Annotated in this window: 16 protein-coding genes; 15 read left to right on the top strand and 1 reads right to left on the bottom strand. The window is 35.0% G+C overall.

Translation table 11 applies throughout. The features are described from left to right. Positions 1–99: 99 nt before the first annotated feature. A complete protein-coding gene (gloA, locus tag acear_RS06775; protein WP_013278273.1) occupies positions 100–483 on the bottom strand; it encodes a lactoylglutathione lyase in 384 nt (127 codons plus the stop codon). A 139-nt stretch (positions 484–622) separates the two neighbouring features. On the opposite strand from gloA, the gene acear_RS06770 reads away from it, so the two are divergent. From acear_RS06770 to acear_RS06705, 15 genes are all read left to right on the top strand, one after another. Then, entirely contained in the window at positions 623–1,945 is a 1,323-nt protein-coding gene (locus acear_RS06770) for a glutamate--cysteine ligase (RefSeq protein WP_013278272.1), read from the top strand. After that, positions 1,939–3,273: a glutathionylspermidine synthase family protein gene (locus acear_RS06765; protein ID WP_013278271.1), complete on the top strand. Its 1,335-nt coding sequence runs from the start codon at positions 1,939–1,941 to the stop codon at positions 3,271–3,273. The genes acear_RS06770 and acear_RS06765 overlap by 7 nt, the downstream gene beginning before the upstream one ends. A 191-nt stretch (positions 3,274–3,464) precedes the next feature. Continuing rightward, on the top strand, positions 3,465–3,788 hold the full coding sequence (locus acear_RS06760) for a YkvA family protein (protein ID WP_013278270.1): 324 nt from the start codon (positions 3,465–3,467) through the stop codon (positions 3,786–3,788). Between the two features lie 16 nt (positions 3,789–3,804). Then, a complete protein-coding gene (locus tag acear_RS06755; RefSeq protein WP_013278269.1) occupies positions 3,805–4,230 on the top strand; it encodes a PPC domain-containing DNA-binding protein in 426 nt (141 codons plus the stop codon). 106 nt (positions 4,231–4,336) lie between these two features. After that, the gene (locus acear_RS12950) at positions 4,337–4,465 is read left to right on the top strand and encodes a hypothetical protein (RefSeq protein ID WP_013278268.1); all 129 of its coding nucleotides are present in this window, start codon (positions 4,337–4,339) and stop codon (positions 4,463–4,465) included. Positions 4,466–4,565: 100 nt separating this feature from the next. Further along, complete coding sequence (locus tag acear_RS06750; RefSeq protein ID WP_041667317.1) at positions 4,566–6,185, top strand: sensor domain-containing diguanylate cyclase; 1,620 nt, start codon at positions 4,566–4,568, stop codon at positions 6,183–6,185. 102 nt (positions 6,186–6,287) lie between these two features. After that, positions 6,288–6,980 carry a vWA domain-containing protein gene (locus acear_RS06745; protein ID WP_013278266.1) on the top strand — a complete coding sequence of 231 codons (693 nt, stop codon included), beginning with the start codon at positions 6,288–6,290 and terminating at the stop codon, positions 6,978–6,980. A gap of 257 nt (positions 6,981–7,237) precedes the next feature. Then, entirely contained in the window at positions 7,238–8,008 is a 771-nt protein-coding gene (locus acear_RS06740) for an ATP-binding protein (protein WP_013278265.1), read from the top strand. Positions 8,009–8,154: 146 nt separating this feature from the next. After that, entirely contained in the window at positions 8,155–10,104 is a 1,950-nt protein-coding gene (gene cooS / locus acear_RS06735) for an anaerobic carbon-monoxide dehydrogenase catalytic subunit (RefSeq protein WP_013278264.1), read from the top strand. Positions 10,105–10,158: 54 nt separating this feature from the next. After that, the gene (acsB, locus tag acear_RS06730) at positions 10,159–12,321 is read left to right on the top strand and encodes an acetyl-CoA decarbonylase/synthase complex subunit alpha/beta (protein WP_013278263.1); all 2,163 of its coding nucleotides are present in this window, start codon (positions 10,159–10,161) and stop codon (positions 12,319–12,321) included. 108 nt (positions 12,322–12,429) lie between these two features. Further along, a complete protein-coding gene (gene acsC / locus acear_RS06725; protein ID WP_013278262.1) occupies positions 12,430–13,782 on the top strand; it encodes an acetyl-CoA decarbonylase/synthase complex subunit gamma in 1,353 nt (450 codons plus the stop codon). A gap of 39 nt (positions 13,783–13,821) precedes the next feature. Further along, entirely contained in the window at positions 13,822–15,756 is a 1,935-nt protein-coding gene (locus acear_RS06720; RefSeq protein WP_013278261.1) for an ASKHA domain-containing protein, read from the top strand. Positions 15,757–15,822: 66 nt separating this feature from the next. After that, positions 15,823–16,578: an ATP-binding protein gene (locus acear_RS06715; protein ID WP_013278260.1), complete on the top strand. Its 756-nt coding sequence runs from the start codon at positions 15,823–15,825 to the stop codon at positions 16,576–16,578. A gap of 81 nt (positions 16,579–16,659) precedes the next feature. Further along, positions 16,660–17,637 (top strand): CO dehydrogenase/acetyl-CoA synthase subunit delta, encoded by a 978-nt coding sequence (cdhD, locus tag acear_RS06710; protein ID WP_013278259.1) that lies wholly within the window; start codon positions 16,660–16,662, stop codon positions 17,635–17,637. Between the two features lie 41 nt (positions 17,638–17,678). Beyond that, entirely contained in the window at positions 17,679–18,467 is a 789-nt protein-coding gene (locus tag acear_RS06705) for a methyltetrahydrofolate cobalamin methyltransferase (RefSeq protein WP_013278258.1), read from the top strand. Positions 18,468–18,489: the final 22 nt, after the last annotated feature.

Genomic DNA, 18,489 nt, shown 5'->3' with positions numbered 1-18,489 from the left:
GGAGCTGAGGAATTAACTTGATGTAATGTTAAAAAAATGATATGATAAAAAGTAAAAAATAAGCAGCCTCCCGGATATCAGGAGGCTGTTAGCTTAATTTTATTTTTGGATTACTTCAATTCTGTATCCATCAGGGTCAGTTAGGAAATAATAACCGCCTTCTGCTTCTTCATTGAGACTTTTGATATCTCCAACTTCATAACCAGCATCTTTATGTTGTTGATAAGAAGCTTTCAAATTATCTACTGTAACGGCAAGATGGCTATAGCCGTCACCGATAGTATATGGTTCTTCGCGGTCATAATTATAAGTTAATTCTAATTCAAAACTGTCGTTAGGTCTTTTCATATAGACTAAAGTAAATTTATCTTCTGGAAAGTCTCTTTCACGGGCAACTTCTAAATTTAATGCATTTTTGTAGAAAGCTTTTGATTCTTCTAGATCTAAAACTCTAATGCAGGTATGAACAAAATTGTAATTCATAATTTAATCTCCTTTCTATTTCAGATAATGGAATTCTTTTATAATAATGATAATCTTTTTTGAAACTATTGTCAAATATGTTGGTGGAATTATATTTGAAGTCATAAAATATAAGTAGTATAGAAAACGAGGTGAAAAAATGGACTACAAAGAACAATTGGATAGATTTGAGGCTTATTTTAAGTCTAGTGAGAAAAATAAGGAGAATAAAGCGGTAGGATTAGAGATTGAACATTTTGTGGTAGATAGCGACACCTTAAAGACTGTTTCTTATTCTGAAGAAGCGGGGATTGAAAAGATTTTAGCTCAGTTAGTAAGACAGGGGTGGGAGGGTAGAAGGGAAGGAAATCATTTAATTCAGGCTAATAAAGAAGGAGCAGTGATTACTTTAGAGCCTGGCGGCCAATTAGAAATAAGTATAGAGCCTGAAAGAAGGATAACAGACTTAGAAGATAGATATTATGCTTTCTTAAAAGAATTATTGCCGATTTTAAATCAAAATAATCAGTTATTAATAACTGCTGGTTATCAGATTGAAAGTAAGATTTCAGAAATTGAATGGAATCCCAAAAAGCGTTATCAGATTATGTCTAAGTATTTAGGTAAGAGGGGTAAGTATGCCCATAATATGATGAAAGGTACAGCTTCAATTCAAGTAGCTTTGGATTATATAAATGAAACTGATTTTATCAAGAAGTTTAGAATTGCTAATACTTTAGCTCCAGCTGTTGCAGCATTATTTGATAATGCTGCTTTCTTTGAAAGCGAGGAGTATGAAGCTTATAATATCAGAACAGATATTTGGTCTCACTGTGATCCTGACCGCTGTGGTACGGTAAAGGAAGCTTTTGATAAAGACTTTAATTATCGAAAGTATGCTGAATATATTTTAAATCGGTCTCCTATTTTATTAAAACAGGGTTCGGAATTCATTTCTGCTGGACAGAAAACCTGTCGCGACATATTTAAAACTCAAGATTTAAGTCAAAAGGAATTAGAACATGTACTGACGATGTTCTTTCCTGATGTACGGGCTAAAAACTTTATTGAAATTAGAATGATAGATTCTATACCTCCCAAGCTTAATTTTGCTGCTGTGGCTTTCTGGAAAGGACTGCTTTATAATGATCAGAATTTAGAAAGGGTTTCTAAGTTGATTGCTGATATTACATATGAAGAAGTCCAGAAGGCTAGAGAAGATGTAGTTAAAAAAGGATTAGTAGCGAAATTAGATAACTATCAGGTTCTGGAGTTAGGAAAAAGATTGCTGCAGTGGGCCAAAGAAGGGCTGCCTGATGTTGAAAAAGAGTATTTAATTTCCCTTGAGAAGTTATTAAGTGATAATAAGACGCCAGTGGATAAAACTAGAGAAAAATTAGCTGCTGGTTTTGATAAACGCCAGGCTATAGATTGGTTAATTCTTAATTCAAGGTTAGAAACAGAGGTGAAGAAAGAGTGTTAGAAGAAGCTGTTGTAGAATATCATAATCTTTTAGCTGAAGAGCCGGATAAGTATGCTCGGGATTTAGAGAAAATTTATCATAAATTAGAAGCTGAGAATATCTATTATCATGGAGAAGTAATTCCTATCCTCTATCAGCCTTTATTCTTTAGCCAATCAGAGATAGACCAGATTTCTCGATTAACGGCTAAGTTAAGCAGTATCTTAACTAAAGTAATTAATCGTTATTTGGTTGATGAAGAATTTAGATCTTACTTTGGCTTTTCACAGGAATTAGAGGATCTGATTCTAGCAAATCCTGGATATTCAAGTCCAGTTCCGATGGCTAGATTTGATATCTTTTATTATGGAGAGGAAGATTATAAATTCTGTGAGTTGAATACAGATGGTTCTTCAGGAATGGTAAAGACTAATGTGTTAGAGAAAAAATTTCTACAGGCAGAAGGTATCAAGGGCTTAACTGAAAAAACAGATTATAATTTTGCTTATTGTGAATTATTAGATGAATGGCTAGATATCTTACTTGCTAATTATCAAGAGTTTAATCCTGAGGATGACAGTCCTAATATTGCTATTATGGATTTTGATAATTTAGGTATGGTTAGTGAGTTTGAATACTTTAGGGTGTTACTGCAAAATAGCGGTTATAGAACAGTAATTGTAGATCCAAGAGAGTTAAAGTATGAAAATAATAAGCTTTATTATGGGGGTTTAGAGATAGATTTAATTTACCGTCGGGCAGTAACAATTGATATTATGGAGTATTATTCAGAAATTGAAGATTTATTAGCTGCTTATTATAATCAGGATGTCTGTATAGTAGGTTCTTTTAGGTCACAGATTATTCATAATAAGATTATTTTTGCTATTTTACATGATGAAGATAAGACAGGATTTTTAGATAAAGAAGATAGAAGATTTATTGAAGAATATATTCCTGAAACTGCTTTAATAACTAAAGAACGTCAGCAGTTAAATTATATCAAGGATAATAGGGAAGAGTTAGTATTGAAACCGCTTGATTTTTATGGTGCCCAAGGAGTCTATATCGGCTGTGATTTAACCCCAAGCCAGTGGGAAGATGCTTTAAATAATATACAACCAGAACAGTATTTAGTTCAGAAATTCTGTTCTATTCCTGAGTTAGAAATGGCAGTCTTAGAAGAAGATGAGTTAAGGCTTGAATCATTTAAATATACTTTAGGGCTTTTTATGTATAATTTATCATTTGCAGGTATCTATACTCGAGCAGGAAAGGATAATCTGATTGCCAGCTCTACAGGATGTGTAACTTTACCTAATTTTGTTGTTGGAGAAAATAGAATTTAATATATAATCATTTTAATTGAGGAATGGAGTCTTCTAATTCTTCTTTAAGTTCGGTTGTTAATTCTATAATTAATAATTTGAAAATTAGTTATATTTTGTTTTAGTATTATTCTGTATTTTAAAGGATAAGTAGTGTATAATTATAGAAGAATTAAATAATAAGAGTTTATGAACTTAATGGAGGTTTAAAAATGAAGATTTCTTCGATTTTTCGTTGGGGAAGTGTGATTAGACGGTTGATTGGATTTTTAAAAGATAAAGAAGTTTCTAAATTAAAGAAATTGTTATTGATTCTACCGATTATTTATGTTGTTTCCCCCATTGATTTGGTAAGTGATTTTATACCTATATTTGGATGGCTGGATGATGCAGTAGTCTTGACAGTAGTTTGGAATTTCTTTTTACAAGAACTAAAAGAGTATGAATTAAAGGATAATACAGCAGTAAACCAGAATGATGATAATAACAGAACAGATGATTATACATTAAGTAAGGATGATTATCAAATTAATTAAAGAGGGAGGAACAAGAATGGTAAGAGAATATGAAATAGAGAATGTGTATATGGGACGGTTACCTCATGGATCAGACTTAATTGAGTCCTTAATTGAAATAGTAAAGGAGAAAGGAATTGAGACAGGGAAAGTAACAGTTATTGGAGCTGTTAAAGAAGCTACAATTTCATTCTATGATCAAAAAGAAGAAGAGTATAATGATAAACAGTTCACTGATGAACTGGAGATAGTAAACTGTAACGGTAATATTTCTCTAAAAGATGGTGAGCCGATAATTCATGCCCATATATCATTTGGAGATGAAGAAGGTAATCTTTTTGGAGGCCATTTAGCTGAAGGAACAACTGTATTTGCTGGTGAATATATTATTGAAGAATATACAGGAGAAGCATTTGTGCGGGGATATGATGAAATAACCGGACTGCCGTTGTGGCAAGAATAGTGTAGTAAATTTAGGCTCGACTAATTCTGGTTAAATCTGTGTTGCATAAATCTCTTTCTTTTGCTGTAGAATAAGATTAAACTGCAGTAAAGGAGTTGACTTTATAATGGATATGGAAGAGGTAAGATTTGCTGAATTGGATGAATCTCAAATTCAAAAATTAAATAAAATGGAAGAAACTTTAGCTGACCGTAAAGACCAGAAGGTAATCCTTCTAGCTTACGAGCAAGAATGATTAAATTATAGTAACTACTAGCCATGAATCTTCTCTAGATAAACAAATATAATTATAGAGATGGTTCATGGCTATTCTATTAAAAAGGAAGGCAATGAATATGAAAGAAACAGGATTATTTGTTATTAAGTTTTTTATTGTTGGAGGAATTATTTGTTCTTTTATATTAATTATTGATAAATTATATCAAGTTAAAGCAGTAGAAGAGGTAAAAGATGAAAAAACAGATAAGTTAAATAAGTCACTAAAGAATTTAAATTTTATCAGTAAATTGACTCAGGAAGTAGTTAATCCCAGTATTGATTTATATCAGACTTTAGAATTGATAGTAGATATGACCTGTGAAATATTGGAGGTAGAGGCAGGAGGTATCATGATTTTAGATGATGATAAGGAATATATATCTTATAAAGCTGTAAATAATATAGAACCAGGTTTTATTCCAGAAAAGATTAGTGAAGATGTTTTAGAACTTATAAGTGATGAGCAAGAATTGATAGTTAATAATGGTTTAAGATTAGATAAGAAGTTTGGTTTTATTAAAGAGTCGGGCTACGATGATTTATTGGCGGTTCCTTTAATTGAAAATAATGAAGAACAAGATGAGATCTACGGTATATTATTTACTGCCAGTAAAAATGAGTTTCAACAGCAAGAATTAAAGATGATGAATACTTTGGCTACACAGGTTGTCTGTCTAATTAAAGGGAATAAATTATTTGAACGAATGCAGAGAAATGTGGCTGAACTTTCAACATTACAGATGATCAGTACAACTATAAATTCAACTCTTGATTTAGATCAGGTGTTGGAATTGGCTATTGATGTAATAGTGGGAACTATGGGTGTTTCTTCCTGTGCTACATTATTATTTGATGAAGATAGAGAAGAATTATCATTAGAAGCTAGCCGCGGCTGGCCGGATAAGTCTGATAAGAAGGAAGTCTTTAATATGGAAAGTAATTTTTTTGGCAGGATAATTGAGAGTCAGGAAATAGTTGTTTTTAATGAGGTACCTGATAAAGTTAAAGAAGAATTAAATTTTTTAGAGATGAAGTCTGCTATAGCTGTTCCGCTTAGATTAAGGGATGATGTTATTGGAATTATTACTGCTGTTAATACTATGATAAGCCATAGCTTCAATGGGGATGATGAAAGATTCTTGAATACTTTAGCTAATCAGATAGCAATTGCTATTGAAAATGCTAGGATGTATAACCAAATGGAGGAACAGGCTATTAAAGATGGTTTGACTCAATTATATAATTACAGTTATTTTCAACATGCTTTAAGTGAGGAAATTGATAGGGCTAAAAGGTATCAACAGGATTTGTCGTTATTATTACTGGATATAGATGATTTTAAAGAGATAAATGATACTTATGGCCATTTGGTTGGTGATAAAGTTTTAGAAGAATTATCCACTATTTTAAAAAAGACAACTCGCAAAATAGATATTGTAGCTAGATATGGTGGGGAAGAATTTGCTATTATACTGCCTGAAACCGATATTGAGGGAGCTAGATTGCTGGGAAGTAGAATTAATGATCAAGTAAGAGACATGGTAGTTGAAGAAAAGGGATTGGAATTAAAAATTACTGTTAGTATTGGTGCTGCAGCTTATAATCAAGGGATAACTCAGAAAGATTTAATCAATAATGCTGATCGGTCTCTATATAGAGCTAAGACTGAAGGAAAGGATAAAGTTTGTATTAATTAAGTATTAAATGCCCGGAAGCTTCGGGTCTTTTTTTATTTGTTATATTTTTTAAATTAAAAGAATAGAATGAGTATAGAGTTAATAGAAGAAGGAGGTGCGGAAATGAAGCTTAAGCATAATATAGCTTTATTAATGATAATATCAATCTTTTTATTAGCAGTAATAGGTATTACTGAGTTACCATTTAATCAGCCGCAGAACATGAAAGTTGATCAAAGACAGCTGCCTACTTTCACTGATGCTAATAATGTTGAAATAATCTGGGATGTTTCTGGGAGTATGTGGGGGAAAGTGGAGAAGAATAAGAAGTATTTACGGGCTAAAAAAGCATTAAAGGATATTGTAATGATGATTCCTGATCATGTCAATATTGGATTAAGAACTTTTGGTAAAGGAGAAGATAGTGATAGGTCTACTAATTTAGTAGTTAATATAGCTACTAATAATAAATCTACTTTATTGGCAAAAATAAATAATTTAAAACCAGCAGGAAAGTCTCCGATTGGAAAAGCTTTATCTCAGGCAGGAGTCGATTTGATTAATTTGGATGGTAATAATCATATTCTATTGGTTACTGATGGTAGAGATACCGGAAATATAGTTCCTAGTCGAGTTGCTGATCGGTTATCTAAAAATGGAATATATATTCATGTCTTAAAGATAGGAGCAGTTGGTAATCAACAAAGAGCAGTATTAAAGTCTATTGCTCGTTTAGGTGGAGGAAGATACTTTACATATTCTGAGAGACATGCAGTAGTACCTACAATGAATTTAGTTGAAAGTACAGATAATTAAGGAGGTTGAATCTTTTAATTTAAATTGTATTTCCTATCTAACCAAATTTTTCTGAATAAAATGAAGGAATAATAAATTTAATATAGAAATATAAATATGGCATGATGTTAAATGGTTTGAATTGATTATAATTCTTGCCATCTCTATACTTGATTTTTTTGAAGAAAATGCAGGAGTATCAGATTTAATATAGAAGTGTATTGATAGTGCAACGTTAATGTTATAATAATATTCATATATAGAAGGTGTTGAATTAGATGAAGATAGCAATTTCAGGTAAGGGCGGAGTAGGAAAGACAACTATTGCTGCAGCTTTAAGTAAGTTATTTGCTAAAGATGATTATCAAGTATTTGCTGTTGATGCAGACCCTGATGCTAATCTAGCAACTACTTTAGGTATTCCAGCGGAGGATGCAGTAGATCTCAAACCATTAGTAGAATTAGAAGATGTTATCAAGGATAAGAATGCTGATGGAGGCTCGTTAGTTAACTTGAATCCCAATGTAGAAGATGTATTGGATGATTATGCTTATAATTTGAAAAATATTAAGTTTGTTAGAATGGGTGATGCTAAACAAGGTGGTTCTGAATGTTACTGTAAAGAAAATTCTTTTCTTCGTTCTTTAGTTGAATCACTGTTGGTTGATAAAGATGAGGTAGTAATTTTGGATATGGGGGCTGGGATTGAACATCTGAGCCGAGGAACAGCTCAGGATGTAGACTGTTTAATTGTTGTAATAGAGCCTAGCCAAACCAGTATTGAAACAGCTAACATTGTTAAAGAGATGGCAGTTGATTTAGAAATTCCAAAAGTTAAAATTGTAGCTAATAAAGTTTATGATGATCAAGCAAAAGAGTTGATTGCTAATAATTTTTCTGATGAAGATATTTTAGGTTATATACCATTTAATCAAGAAATACTTGCTTCATTTATGGATTTACAAGAAGTAGGTCAATTATATGATGCTTTGGACATGGAGGACATATATAATAATTTACTAGATAAGGTAGGTGGTGAGATAGAATAGATCAATTAAGAAAAACATATTTGTTTATAACATGAAGTTGGCCTATTATAAATGGGCTTTGTATTTTTTGATCATTGTGAAGATACTCACATACCCAAGAGGTTATTAGGTGAAAAATATTAAAGCAAAATAAAGGAGGCGGAAATATGGTTTTTGAGAAAGAAACAATCGATCCGGCAGCTCAAGAAATGCTTCAAGTGGCTGAAGAAGAAGGAAGGGAAACAACTTGGGATCTGCGTGAACAGATGGAACCACAATGTGGTTTCGGTGACACAGGAGTTTGTTGTAATATCTGTTTGCAGGGGCCTTGTCGGGTGAATCCGAATTATAATGAAAAGGGTAATCAGAAAGGGATCTGTGGAGCTAGAGATTATACAATTGTAGCTCGTAATCTAGTCAGACATACTGTTGGTGGAACATCCTCCCATTCTGGTCATGCTCGACATGTAGCAGAATTGTTTAGAGAAGTTGCTGAAGGACATGTTGATTCTTATGAAGTAAAAGATAAAGAAAAATTAATGAAGGTGGCCGATAAATTAGAGATAGAAACTGAGGATAGAGAAACAAATGAAATAGCTAAAGAAGTAGCTGAAGAAGCAATCGGCAACTTTATTGGTTTCCATGGTGAGGAATTAAGCTGGTTGGAGCCGATGGTTCCCGAGAGTCGTTATCAGATCTTCAATGAATGTAATATTATTCCGACTGGAATTAACGATGCTATTAATGAGGCAATGCACAGAACAGCAATGGGAGTCGATTCTGATCCTTTAAATTTAATCTTTGGTAACTTACAGACTGCTTTAGCTGACTTTACAGGATGTACTATCGGGACTGACTTATCAGATATTATCTTTGGTACTCCAGAAGTAGTTGAATCCGAAGCTAACTTAGGTGTGTTAGATGAAGATGCAGTTAATGTGATAGTTCATGGTCACGAACCGGTCTTAAGTGAAAAAGTAGTAGCTGCTGCTAAAAAATTAGAAGATGAAGCTAAAGAGGCAGGAGCAGAAAATGGAATCAATGTTGCAGGAATCTGCTGTACAGGTAATGAACTTTTAATGCGTCAAGGTGTTCCGTTAGCTACTAATTTTGCTTCTCAGGAATTAGCAATTATGACTGGGGCTGTAGATGCAATGGTAGTTGATATTCAGTGCATTATGCCTTCAATTCAATCAGTGGCTAATTGTTATCATACTGAAATAATTACAACTATTCCATTTTCTAAGATTTCTGGAGCTAAACATATTGAATTTAATGATTCTACAGCTGACCAGGATGCTGAGGAGATTGTTAGAACAGCAATTGAAGCTTATAAAGAGCGTCCAAAGGAAATTAATATTCCAGATTATAAGAGTAAATTAATGGCTGGATTCAGCTTTGAAGAGATAGAAAATATCTTAAGTCAAGTTAATGAAGACGACCCATTAAGTGTTATTAATGATGCAATAGATGAGGGAGATATTAAAGGTATTTGTTTATTTGCTGGCTGTAATAACACTAAAGTTACTCATGATAAGAATCATACTGAAGTTGCTAAAGGTTTAGTTGAAAATGATGTACTCTGTGTTGCTACTGGATGTGTAGCTAATGCTTTAGGTAAAGCCGGCTTTATGCTTCCAGAGGCAGTAGAAGAGTATGCTGGAGAAGGGCTTAAGCGATTCTTTAGTAAGCTTAATGAAGAATTAGGCAAGGAACTACCATTAATCTGGCATATGGGTTCCTGTGTTGATAATTCTCGATTAATTGAATTTGTAACGGCTTTAGCTAATCATAAAGGTGTAGATATTGGGGAGTATCCAATTGTTGCCAGTGCGCCAGAGCCTATGCATGAGAAAGCTGTCTCTATCGGTTCTTGGTGTGTAACTATAGGGCTTACTACTCATGTAGGAGTTTTACCTCAGATTACTGGTAGTAGGTTAGTAACTGAAGTAGCTACTAAGGTAGCTAAAGATGTCTATGATGGTTACTTTATCTTAGAATCTGATCCTGAAGCTGCTGTAGAAGAATTAGTAGCAGAACTTGATGAACGTACTTGGGTTCAGGATATGAAAGCTAAAGTATTGGCATCTGATAAGTATACCACTGAAAGATATTAATTGAGTAGTTCTAAAAAACAAATATCCTAAAATACGTTAAAGGGAGGCGTTAAGATGTCTAAGGATAGAGATATGCGTGAATTAGCAGGAAAGACTAATGTATGTAAGGCAGCAATCGAAGGTGCCATAGTTGCTACTGGTTATGCTGAAATCAAACTACAAAGAGCACTTGCAAACTATGGTCCGGATACTGAAGTGGCTTTTCCTACTACTGGATATGAATTACCTTTCATATCAGGTTTAGGTGGAGATAAGGTTACAAAGCTTGGTGAATTGCCATCAGTTTTGAATAAATATAAGAAGAATATACAGCATAAATATGATCTTGAGCATGCTAAGTTAGCTGGTGAAACAACAGCAATAGCTGCTGAAATCATTGAAGCCTTAAAGTATGTTGAAGAAGAAAAGCCTTATGAAGATGAAATATATATGGGGTTTGTCAATGATAAAATTTTAAGAGAATATGGAATAGACTTAGTAGACTTTACAATTCCTGGAGAAGCAGTTATTATGGGTAAGGCTGATGACCCTGAAAAGCTAGCCGAAATGATTAATGAATTACAGTCTATGGGAATTTTGACTTTCCTCTGTGATGAGGTTGTTGACCAGGCTGTTGACCAAGGCGTTAAGATGGGAGTTGAGTTCTATACTCTTCCTTTAGGTCACTTTACTCAGGTAGTTCATGCTGTTAACTTTGCTATGCGTTCTGCCCTAGCATTTGGTGGAGAAGAACGCGGAGATTATGATGCAGTTTTAGACTATATTAGAGAAAGAATTAGAGGTTTTGTTATTGCCTTAGGTGATCAAGATGAAGTCGAAATGGCTGCACAAATGGCGGCTAGCCACTTAGGAATGCCGACTATTACTAATCAGGATGATGTAGAAGAGATAGAGGACAGGTATATAGTTGAAGAAGATTATGACGAAATGGTTCAGTTAGGACTTGAACTGCGAGATATTCATATTGAAATTGTTGATATTCCGGTTCCAATTACTGTTGGTGCTGCTTTTGAAGGACAGCAGATTAGAAGCGACGATATGTATGTTGAGTTTGGAGGACAGAGGACTACAGCTTTTGAGCTAGTTAAGAAAAGAGATAAAGATGAAGTGGAAGATGGTAATGTAGAACTTATTGGTCCTGATATTGATGAGGTTGAAGAGGGCGGTCAATTACCATTAGGTATTATGGTTGATATCTATGGCCGAGATATGCAAGAGGATTTTGAAGGTGTATTGGAAAGACAGACTCACCACTTCTGTAACTATGGTGAAGGTTTATGGCATATGGGACAGCGTGATATCAACTGGATTAGAATCAGCAAGGAAGCTAAAGAAGCAGGATTTACAATTAAGGGAATTGGTGAAATTCTCTATGCTAAATTTAAGTCTGAATTTCCATCAATTATAGATAGATTACAGATTAGGTTAATTACTGATCAAGACAAGGTAGAGGAAAAATTAGAAGAAGCAAAGGCACGTTATGATAAGCGTGATGAAAGAATGGAGAAATTATCTGATGAATCAGTAGATGTCTTCTATGACTGTACATTATGTCAGTCCTTTGCTCCTGACCATGTCTGTGTTGTAACTCCTGACCGGGTTGGATTATGTGGAGCAATCAGTTGGTTAGATGCTCAGGCTGCTTATGAGATTGATCCAGCTGGACCTAACCAGCCAATTGAATTAGGCGAAACGATTGATGAAGAGAAAGGACAGTGGGAAGGCTGTAATAAGAGAACAGAGAAAGAGTCTGGAGGTAATGTTACTGAAGTAAATCTTTATTCTATGATGGAATCTCCAATGACTTCCTGCGGTTGCTTTGAGGCCATCATGGCTATGGTACCTGAAGCTAATGGAATTATGATTGTTAACCGTGAACATGGCGGTCAGACTCCTGTTGGCATGACCTTCTCTACTCTAGCCGGTTCAGTAGGTGGCGGAAATCAGACACCGGGCTTTATGGGCATCGGTAAAACTTATGTTACTAGTGATAAGTTCATTCAAGCCGATGGTGGTATAGCTCGTATTATCTGGATGCCGAAAGAATTCAAAGAACAGCTTGAAGATGATATCAAGCAACGGGCTAAAGAAGAAGGTCTTGGAGAAGACTTCTATGATAAAATTGCTGATGAAACTGTAGGTACTGCAGCAGAAGAGATTCTTCCTTACTTACAGGAAAAAGGCCATCCTGCTTTAGATATGGATCCTTTAATGTAATCTAGTTATAAATAATTTAAAGTTGGACATAAAATTTTATGTCCAACTTTAATAGACATAAATTTAAGATTAAAATATCTAAACCACTACGAAAGGAGAAATGAAATTATGGGATTATCAAGTTTAGAAATTTATAAGAAATTACCTCAGACAAACTGTGGAGACTGTGGGCATCCAACCTGTATGGCATTTGCTATGCAATTAGCTGAAGATAAGGCTTCTTTAGATGAATGTCCTGATGTATCAGATGAAGCACGAGAGGCTTTAGCTGCAGCAGCTGCACCTCCAATTACAGATATTACTATTGGGGTGGGGGATTATGAACGGACATTAGGGGAAGAAACAGAGATATTCAGACATGATAAGACTTTCTTTAATGAAACTGGAGTTGCAATCTCAGTTAGTGATGCTGCTGATGCTGAGGCAATAGAAGAAAGAGTAGAACAGATTGATCAGTTGACTTTTGAACGGGTAGGACAGGTAATAGAAGTTGATATGGTAGCAGTTACTAATGATTCAGATGATGCTGCTAGCTTCAAAGAAGCAGTAGAAATTGTTGCTGATAATACTGACCGAATTTTAATATTGGTGTCTGAAGATGTAGAGGCAGTTGAAAATGCTTTAGAAGTAGTTGCTGACCGTAATCCATTAATCTATGCTGCTACTGAAGATAATTATGAAGAGATGACAGAGGTAGCTAAAGAAAATGAATGTCCATTAGCAGTCAAAGGAGAAGACTTAAATAGTCTAGCTGAATTAGCTGAAAAAGTTAAAGACTTAGATTACGAAAATTTAGTTATAGATTCTGGAGCTAGAAATGCATCACAAGTATTAGCTGACCAGACTGTAATTAGAAGAAAGTGTATTAATGATAAGTTTAGACCATTTGCTTTCCCAACAATTACCTTTGCTTCGGGAGAGACTCCGGCCCAAGAAATTGCACAGGCCAGTACTTATATAGCTAAATATGCTGGTATTGTAGTGTTGAGTGAAACAGTTGAATTATCAGAAATGCTTCCTGTGTTGACAGTTAGACAGAATATTTATAATGATCCACGGGTTCCGGTTACTGTAGAGCCAAATCAAGTAAATGAAATAGGTGAACCGGATGAGAAGTCACCTGTAATAATTACTACTAACTTCTCTCTAACTTATTATAGTGTAGAAGGTGAGATTCCATCTGATGCCTATATTATTCCAATTGATACTGATGGTACTTCTTTATTGACAGCCTGGGCAGCAGATAAGTTCGGCGGTAAGAAGATTGCTGAAATCGTCAACGAAGAGACTGATATTGGTGATAGAGTAGACCATAATAAACTTACTATTTCCGGCCATGTAGCTGTAATTAGCGGTAAATTAGAAGAAGAATCCGGTTGGGATGTAGTCGTTGGACCGCGTGAAGCTTCTGGACTTACAAACTTTATTGCTAATAGATGGGAAGATGAATTAGAAGCGTAATATACAGGCAGTTACAGTCTGTCTTAAGGAGGATAGGATATGCCAGTAATTAATTTTTTGCTAGACTCAGAAAAAATAGAGTTCACCTGTGATTCAGGGACTAACCTGATGGAAGCAGTGGTGGAAGCAGGAATTGAACTTAAGGCAGTCTGTGGTGGAGCTGGTAGTTGCGGTAAGTGTCAGGTAATTGTTAAAGAAGGAGAAGTTAATCAACTTGCTCAGGGGAGTCTGTCCCCTGACAAGTTGAAACAAGGTTATGTCCTGGCGTGCCAGACAGAAGTGATTGAAGATGTAAGGATTGAAATTCCACCAGAGTCTCGTTTAAGTGAACATCAGATTTTTGTAGCTGAAGAAGCAGAAGATGAAGAGTTATTAACTGAAAAAGAAATACAGATTGCTGAAAAAATAGAGTTAGACCCGCTTTATAAGCGAGTAGATTTAGAGTTGGATGAACCAACATTAGTTAATAATGCTAGTGATTTAGATAGGTTATATACTGGACTTAATCAGAGGCATGACTGGCCTGGTTTAACAACTTCATTATCTGTAATGGAGGATTTAGCTTCACATTTAAGGGATAATAATTGGCAAACACAGGTTTCTCTGGCGTTAGCTAATGATAATTATGAAGTATCAGAGTTGAATGCTCCAGATTATGAACAGCCTGATTATGGTATTGCAGTTGATATTGGAACAACAACAATGGTTTTAGAATTAATTAATTTGGAAACAGGTGAATCAGTAGCAACTAGCGGTCTTTATAATAAACAGGGAAGATATGGTGATGATGTAATAGGTAGAATCAATTATGCAAAACAGAATGATGATGGTTTAGATAAACTTCATCAGGCTGTAATTGATACTATTAATGAATTAATTGATGATGTGGTTAACAAAGAAAGTATTGATTATGCAGATATAAAGACAGCTGTGTTTGCTGGTAATACAACCATGAGTCATCTCTTTTTAGGGATTGACCCGAATAATATTCGCCTGGAACCTTATATTCCAACTGTTAACTTTATTCCGCCTCTACAGGCTGAAGAATTAGGTATCAAGATTAAGGAAGAAGGTTGGATTCATTATCTTCCGGGAGTGAGTAGCTTTGTTGGTGGAGATATCACTTCTGGAGTTTTAGCAACAGAAATAGGTAAACGAGAAGAAATAACATTATTTATTGATATTGGTACTAATGGCGAATTAGTATTGGGTAATCAGGATTGGTTAATTACCTGCTCTTGTTCAGCAGGACCTGCTTTTGAAGGCGGAGGAATAGAGTATGGTATGAGAGCTATGAGCGGAGCAATTGAGTTTTTTGAGATAGATGAAGATACGTATGAAATAAAGTATAGTACTATTAATGCTCGTCCGCCGATTGGAGTCTGTGGTTCCGGATTAATTAAATTGATTGCTACTTTGAATGAAGTAGGAATCATTAATCGTTCTGGTAAGTTTGAATCTGATTTTGAACATGAGCGATTAAGAGAGAGAGAATATGAAACAGAATTTGTATTAGTCTGGGAAGAACAAGCAGGAATAGATGAGGATATAGTTATTACAGAAAATGATATCAAGAACCTACTGCGCTCCAAAGGAGCAATCTATGCTGGGATTAGAATGATGTTACAGAATATGTCACTGACAGAGGACTTTATTGAAGAAGTATTAGTTGCAGGTGGATTTGGTAATTACATTAATATAGATGATGCCAAGAAGATTGGTTTATTACCTGATTTGCCGAATGATAAATTTAAATTTGTAGGAAATACTTCTTTAAAAGGAGCAAAGATGAGTCTATTATCCAAAGAAAAATTTGATCAGGTTAATGAGATTGCTAATAAGATGACTTATCTGGAACTGAGTGCGGAAGATCAAAGCCAAGAGTTTATGGATGAATTTGTTTCAGCTCAGTTCATTCCCCATACTGATCTAAGTCTCTTTCCATCTGTTACAGAGACTAACAGTGATGATTAAAGTTGACCATTAAATAGAGTAATAGATGTTATAAATATTAAATATAGTAATAAAGGAGGGAATATTGTGAATATAGCGGTAGCAGGGAAAGGTGGGACAGGAAAAACTACCTTTACTGCTTTAATGATTAGAGCATTAATCAAGAATGATGAACGGCCTATTTTGGCTGTAGATGCTGATGCCAATGCTAATTTAAATGAAGCATTAGGTATGGAAGTCCAGGCTAAGATAACCAGGGTTTTAGAGGAATTTAAAGATAAAAAGGATGAGATTCCACCGGGAATGGATAAGATCAATTATATGGAACTCCAATTAAGCAGTGCTTTATCTGAAGAGAAGGATGTAGACTTACTGGTAATGGGAGGTCCAACAGGATCTGGGTGTTACTGTTATCCTAACGATCTGTTAAAGAAATTTATAGATAAGTTAAATGATAATTATCCTTATATGGTAATGGATAATGAAGCGGGACTGGAACATTTAAGCCGTAGGACTACTCAGGATATAGATGCTTTATATGTTATCAGTGATGCTAGTGCCCGGGGGATTAGATCTGCTGGTAGAGTAAAAGAAATCGTGGATGATCTGGATTTGAAGGTAGATCAAATATATTTAGTTGTTACCAAGACAACAGGGAATGAGCTTGAAATCTTACAGGATGAGATAGATAAAACCGGGTTAGAAGTTATTGGTACAGTTCCCCGGGATGAAGAGATTCTTGAGTATGATTTGCATGGTAAGCCTTTGATAGATTTACCTGATGAGTCTGCAGTTGTAGAGTCTGTGGAGAAGATTGTAGAAAAGACAGTATTGGCTGATTAACAGCCAATTAAGAGTCTTTTAATCTTAATTATAAAATAGCTATGTTAATTAAAAATTTAACTAAAGAAAGGAGAGTATAAAATGGCAGTTGAAATAGCAAAACAGAATTGGGATGGTCAAGTAGAAGAACTAACTATTGGTGCTACAGAAGAAGAAGGAGGAACTAGAACTTCTACGGTTACAGTAGGAGGAGAAACTACGTTACCATTTTTACACTTTGAGGGGGAAATTCCTAATAAGCCAGTTGTAGCTCTGGAAATTCTTGATGAAGAGCCGAAGGATTGGCCTGAGCCATTAGCTGAAGTTTGGGGTGATGTCTGGGATGATCCTGCTAAATGGGCTAAAAAATGTGTTGAAGAATATGGTGCTGAATTAATTGCTTTGCGATTAACTAGTGCTGATCCAATTGGTCAGGATCGATCTGCAGAAGAAATTGCTGAAACAGTAGAAGAAGTATTAGATGCAGTAGGAGTACCGTTAATTATCCTCGGCTGTGGCGATGAAGAGAAAGATAATGAAATTTTAAAGGCTGCTGCAGAGGCTGCAGAAGGAGAAAATCTATTAATCGGCTTTGCTGAAGAAGAGAATCATTCCACAATTGCTGCTGCTTGTATGGTCCATGACCATAATGTGATTGCTCAATCACCAGTAGACATGAATATCTGTAAGCAGTTGAATATCTTACTTACAGATATGAAAGTAAAAACAAACCAAATTGTTATTGATCCATTAGTAAGTAGCTTAGGTTATGGAATGGAGTACTCTTATTCTGTAATGGAAAGAATTCGATTAGGAGCTTTGCGTGATGATGATATGCTGGCAATGCCAATGATTAATTTCATCGGTGAAGAAGCCTGGGATGTAAAAGAAACTCAAGCTTCTGAAGAAGAAAAGCCAGGTTGGGGTGAGTTAAGCACTCGAGGTATCCAGTGGGAAACTGCAATGGGCACTACAGTGTTGCAAGGTGGTGCTGATATCTTAGTTGCCCGTCATCCAGAGTCTAAAGAAAATATTGAAGCAGGTATTGAAGAGTTAATGACTGAAAGTTCCTATGAGTAAAATTTAGGATTTAAATAAAATTAAGGGGGTTAAATTAAGAAATGATTATTATTGGAGAAAGAATTAATGGAATGTTCAATGACATTGGGGAAGCAATTAAGAATGAAGATCCAGAGCCAATTCAAGAGTGGGCTGTAAAGCAGGTAGAAGCAGGAGCTGACTATCTTGATGCTAATGTAGGGCCGGCTGTTGAAGATTCTCCTGAGGTAATGAAGTGGTTAGTAGAGGTTATTCAGGATGAAGTTGATGCTCCAGTAGCACTTGATACTACTAATGTTGATGCTATTGAAGCTGGACTGGAAGTTCATGAGGGAAGTGCTATGATTAATTCTACTACTGCTCAGCCAGAAAAAATGGAATCAATCTTGCCATTAGTAGCAGAGTATGATGCTAACGTAATCGGTCTAGCTATGGATAAGAGTGGAGTACCTAAGGATGCTGAAACTAGAACTGCTAAGGCAATGGAGATTATAGCTAATGCGGATGCCCGCGGTATCCCTATGGAGAATCTATTCATTGATCCATTAATTCTACCGGTAAATGTAGCTCAGGATCATGCACCAGAAGTATTAGAAACAATTCAGCGAGTAAAGAAGCTTGCTGATCCAGCACCGAATACTGTGTTAGGTTTAAGTAATGTTTCTCAGAATTGTAATAACATGAAGTTAATTAACCGTACTTTCTTAGTTATGGCTATGGCAGTCGGCTTGGATTCAGTTATTGCTGAGGCTAATGATGAAGATTTAATTGATGCTGTTGCAACTGCTGAAATTGTACTAAATAATGACGTTTATTGTGATTCCTTCTTAAATCAATTCAGAAAAAAATAATAAAGATAAATTGAAGTGCTTT

It is taken from the genome of Acetohalobium arabaticum DSM 5501, assembly GCF_000144695.1.
GTDB lineage: Bacteria > Bacillota > Halanaerobiia > Halobacteroidales > Acetohalobiaceae > Acetohalobium > Acetohalobium arabaticum.
Note: the sequence above shows the minus strand (reverse complement) of the source record. Positions and strands in the feature narration are given on the sequence as shown.

Bases quoted from the DNA above. Each gene is read 5' to 3' on its own strand.
- gloA (WP_013278273.1), bottom strand. From the start codon at position 483: ATGAATTACAATTTTGTTCATACCTGCATTAGAGTTTTAGATCTAGAA.
- acear_RS06770 (WP_013278272.1), top strand. From the start codon at position 623: ATGGACTACAAAGAACAATTGGATAGATTTGAGGCTTATTTTAAGTCT.
- acear_RS06760 (WP_013278270.1), top strand. From the start codon at position 3,465: ATGAAGATTTCTTCGATTTTTCGTTGGGGAAGTGTGATTAGACGGTTG.
- acear_RS06755 (WP_013278269.1), top strand. From the start codon at position 3,805: ATGGTAAGAGAATATGAAATAGAGAATGTGTATATGGGACGGTTACCT.
- acear_RS12950 (WP_013278268.1), top strand. From the start codon at position 4,337: ATGGATATGGAAGAGGTAAGATTTGCTGAATTGGATGAATCTCAAATT.
- acear_RS06750 (WP_041667317.1), top strand. From the start codon at position 4,566: ATGAAAGAAACAGGATTATTTGTTATTAAGTTTTTTATTGTTGGAGGA.
- acear_RS06745 (WP_013278266.1), top strand. From the start codon at position 6,288: ATGAAGCTTAAGCATAATATAGCTTTATTAATGATAATATCAATCTTT.
- acear_RS06740 (WP_013278265.1), top strand. From the start codon at position 7,238: ATGAAGATAGCAATTTCAGGTAAGGGCGGAGTAGGAAAGACAACTATT.
- cooS (WP_013278264.1), top strand. From the start codon at position 8,155: ATGGTTTTTGAGAAAGAAACAATCGATCCGGCAGCTCAAGAAATGCTT.
- acsB (WP_013278263.1), top strand. From the start codon at position 10,159: ATGTCTAAGGATAGAGATATGCGTGAATTAGCAGGAAAGACTAATGTA.
- acsC (WP_013278262.1), top strand. From the start codon at position 12,430: ATGGGATTATCAAGTTTAGAAATTTATAAGAAATTACCTCAGACAAAC.
- acear_RS06720 (WP_013278261.1), top strand. From the start codon at position 13,822: ATGCCAGTAATTAATTTTTTGCTAGACTCAGAAAAAATAGAGTTCACC.
- cdhD (WP_013278259.1), top strand. From the start codon at position 16,660: ATGGCAGTTGAAATAGCAAAACAGAATTGGGATGGTCAAGTAGAAGAA.
- acear_RS06705 (WP_013278258.1), top strand. From the start codon at position 17,679: ATGATTATTATTGGAGAAAGAATTAATGGAATGTTCAATGACATTGGG.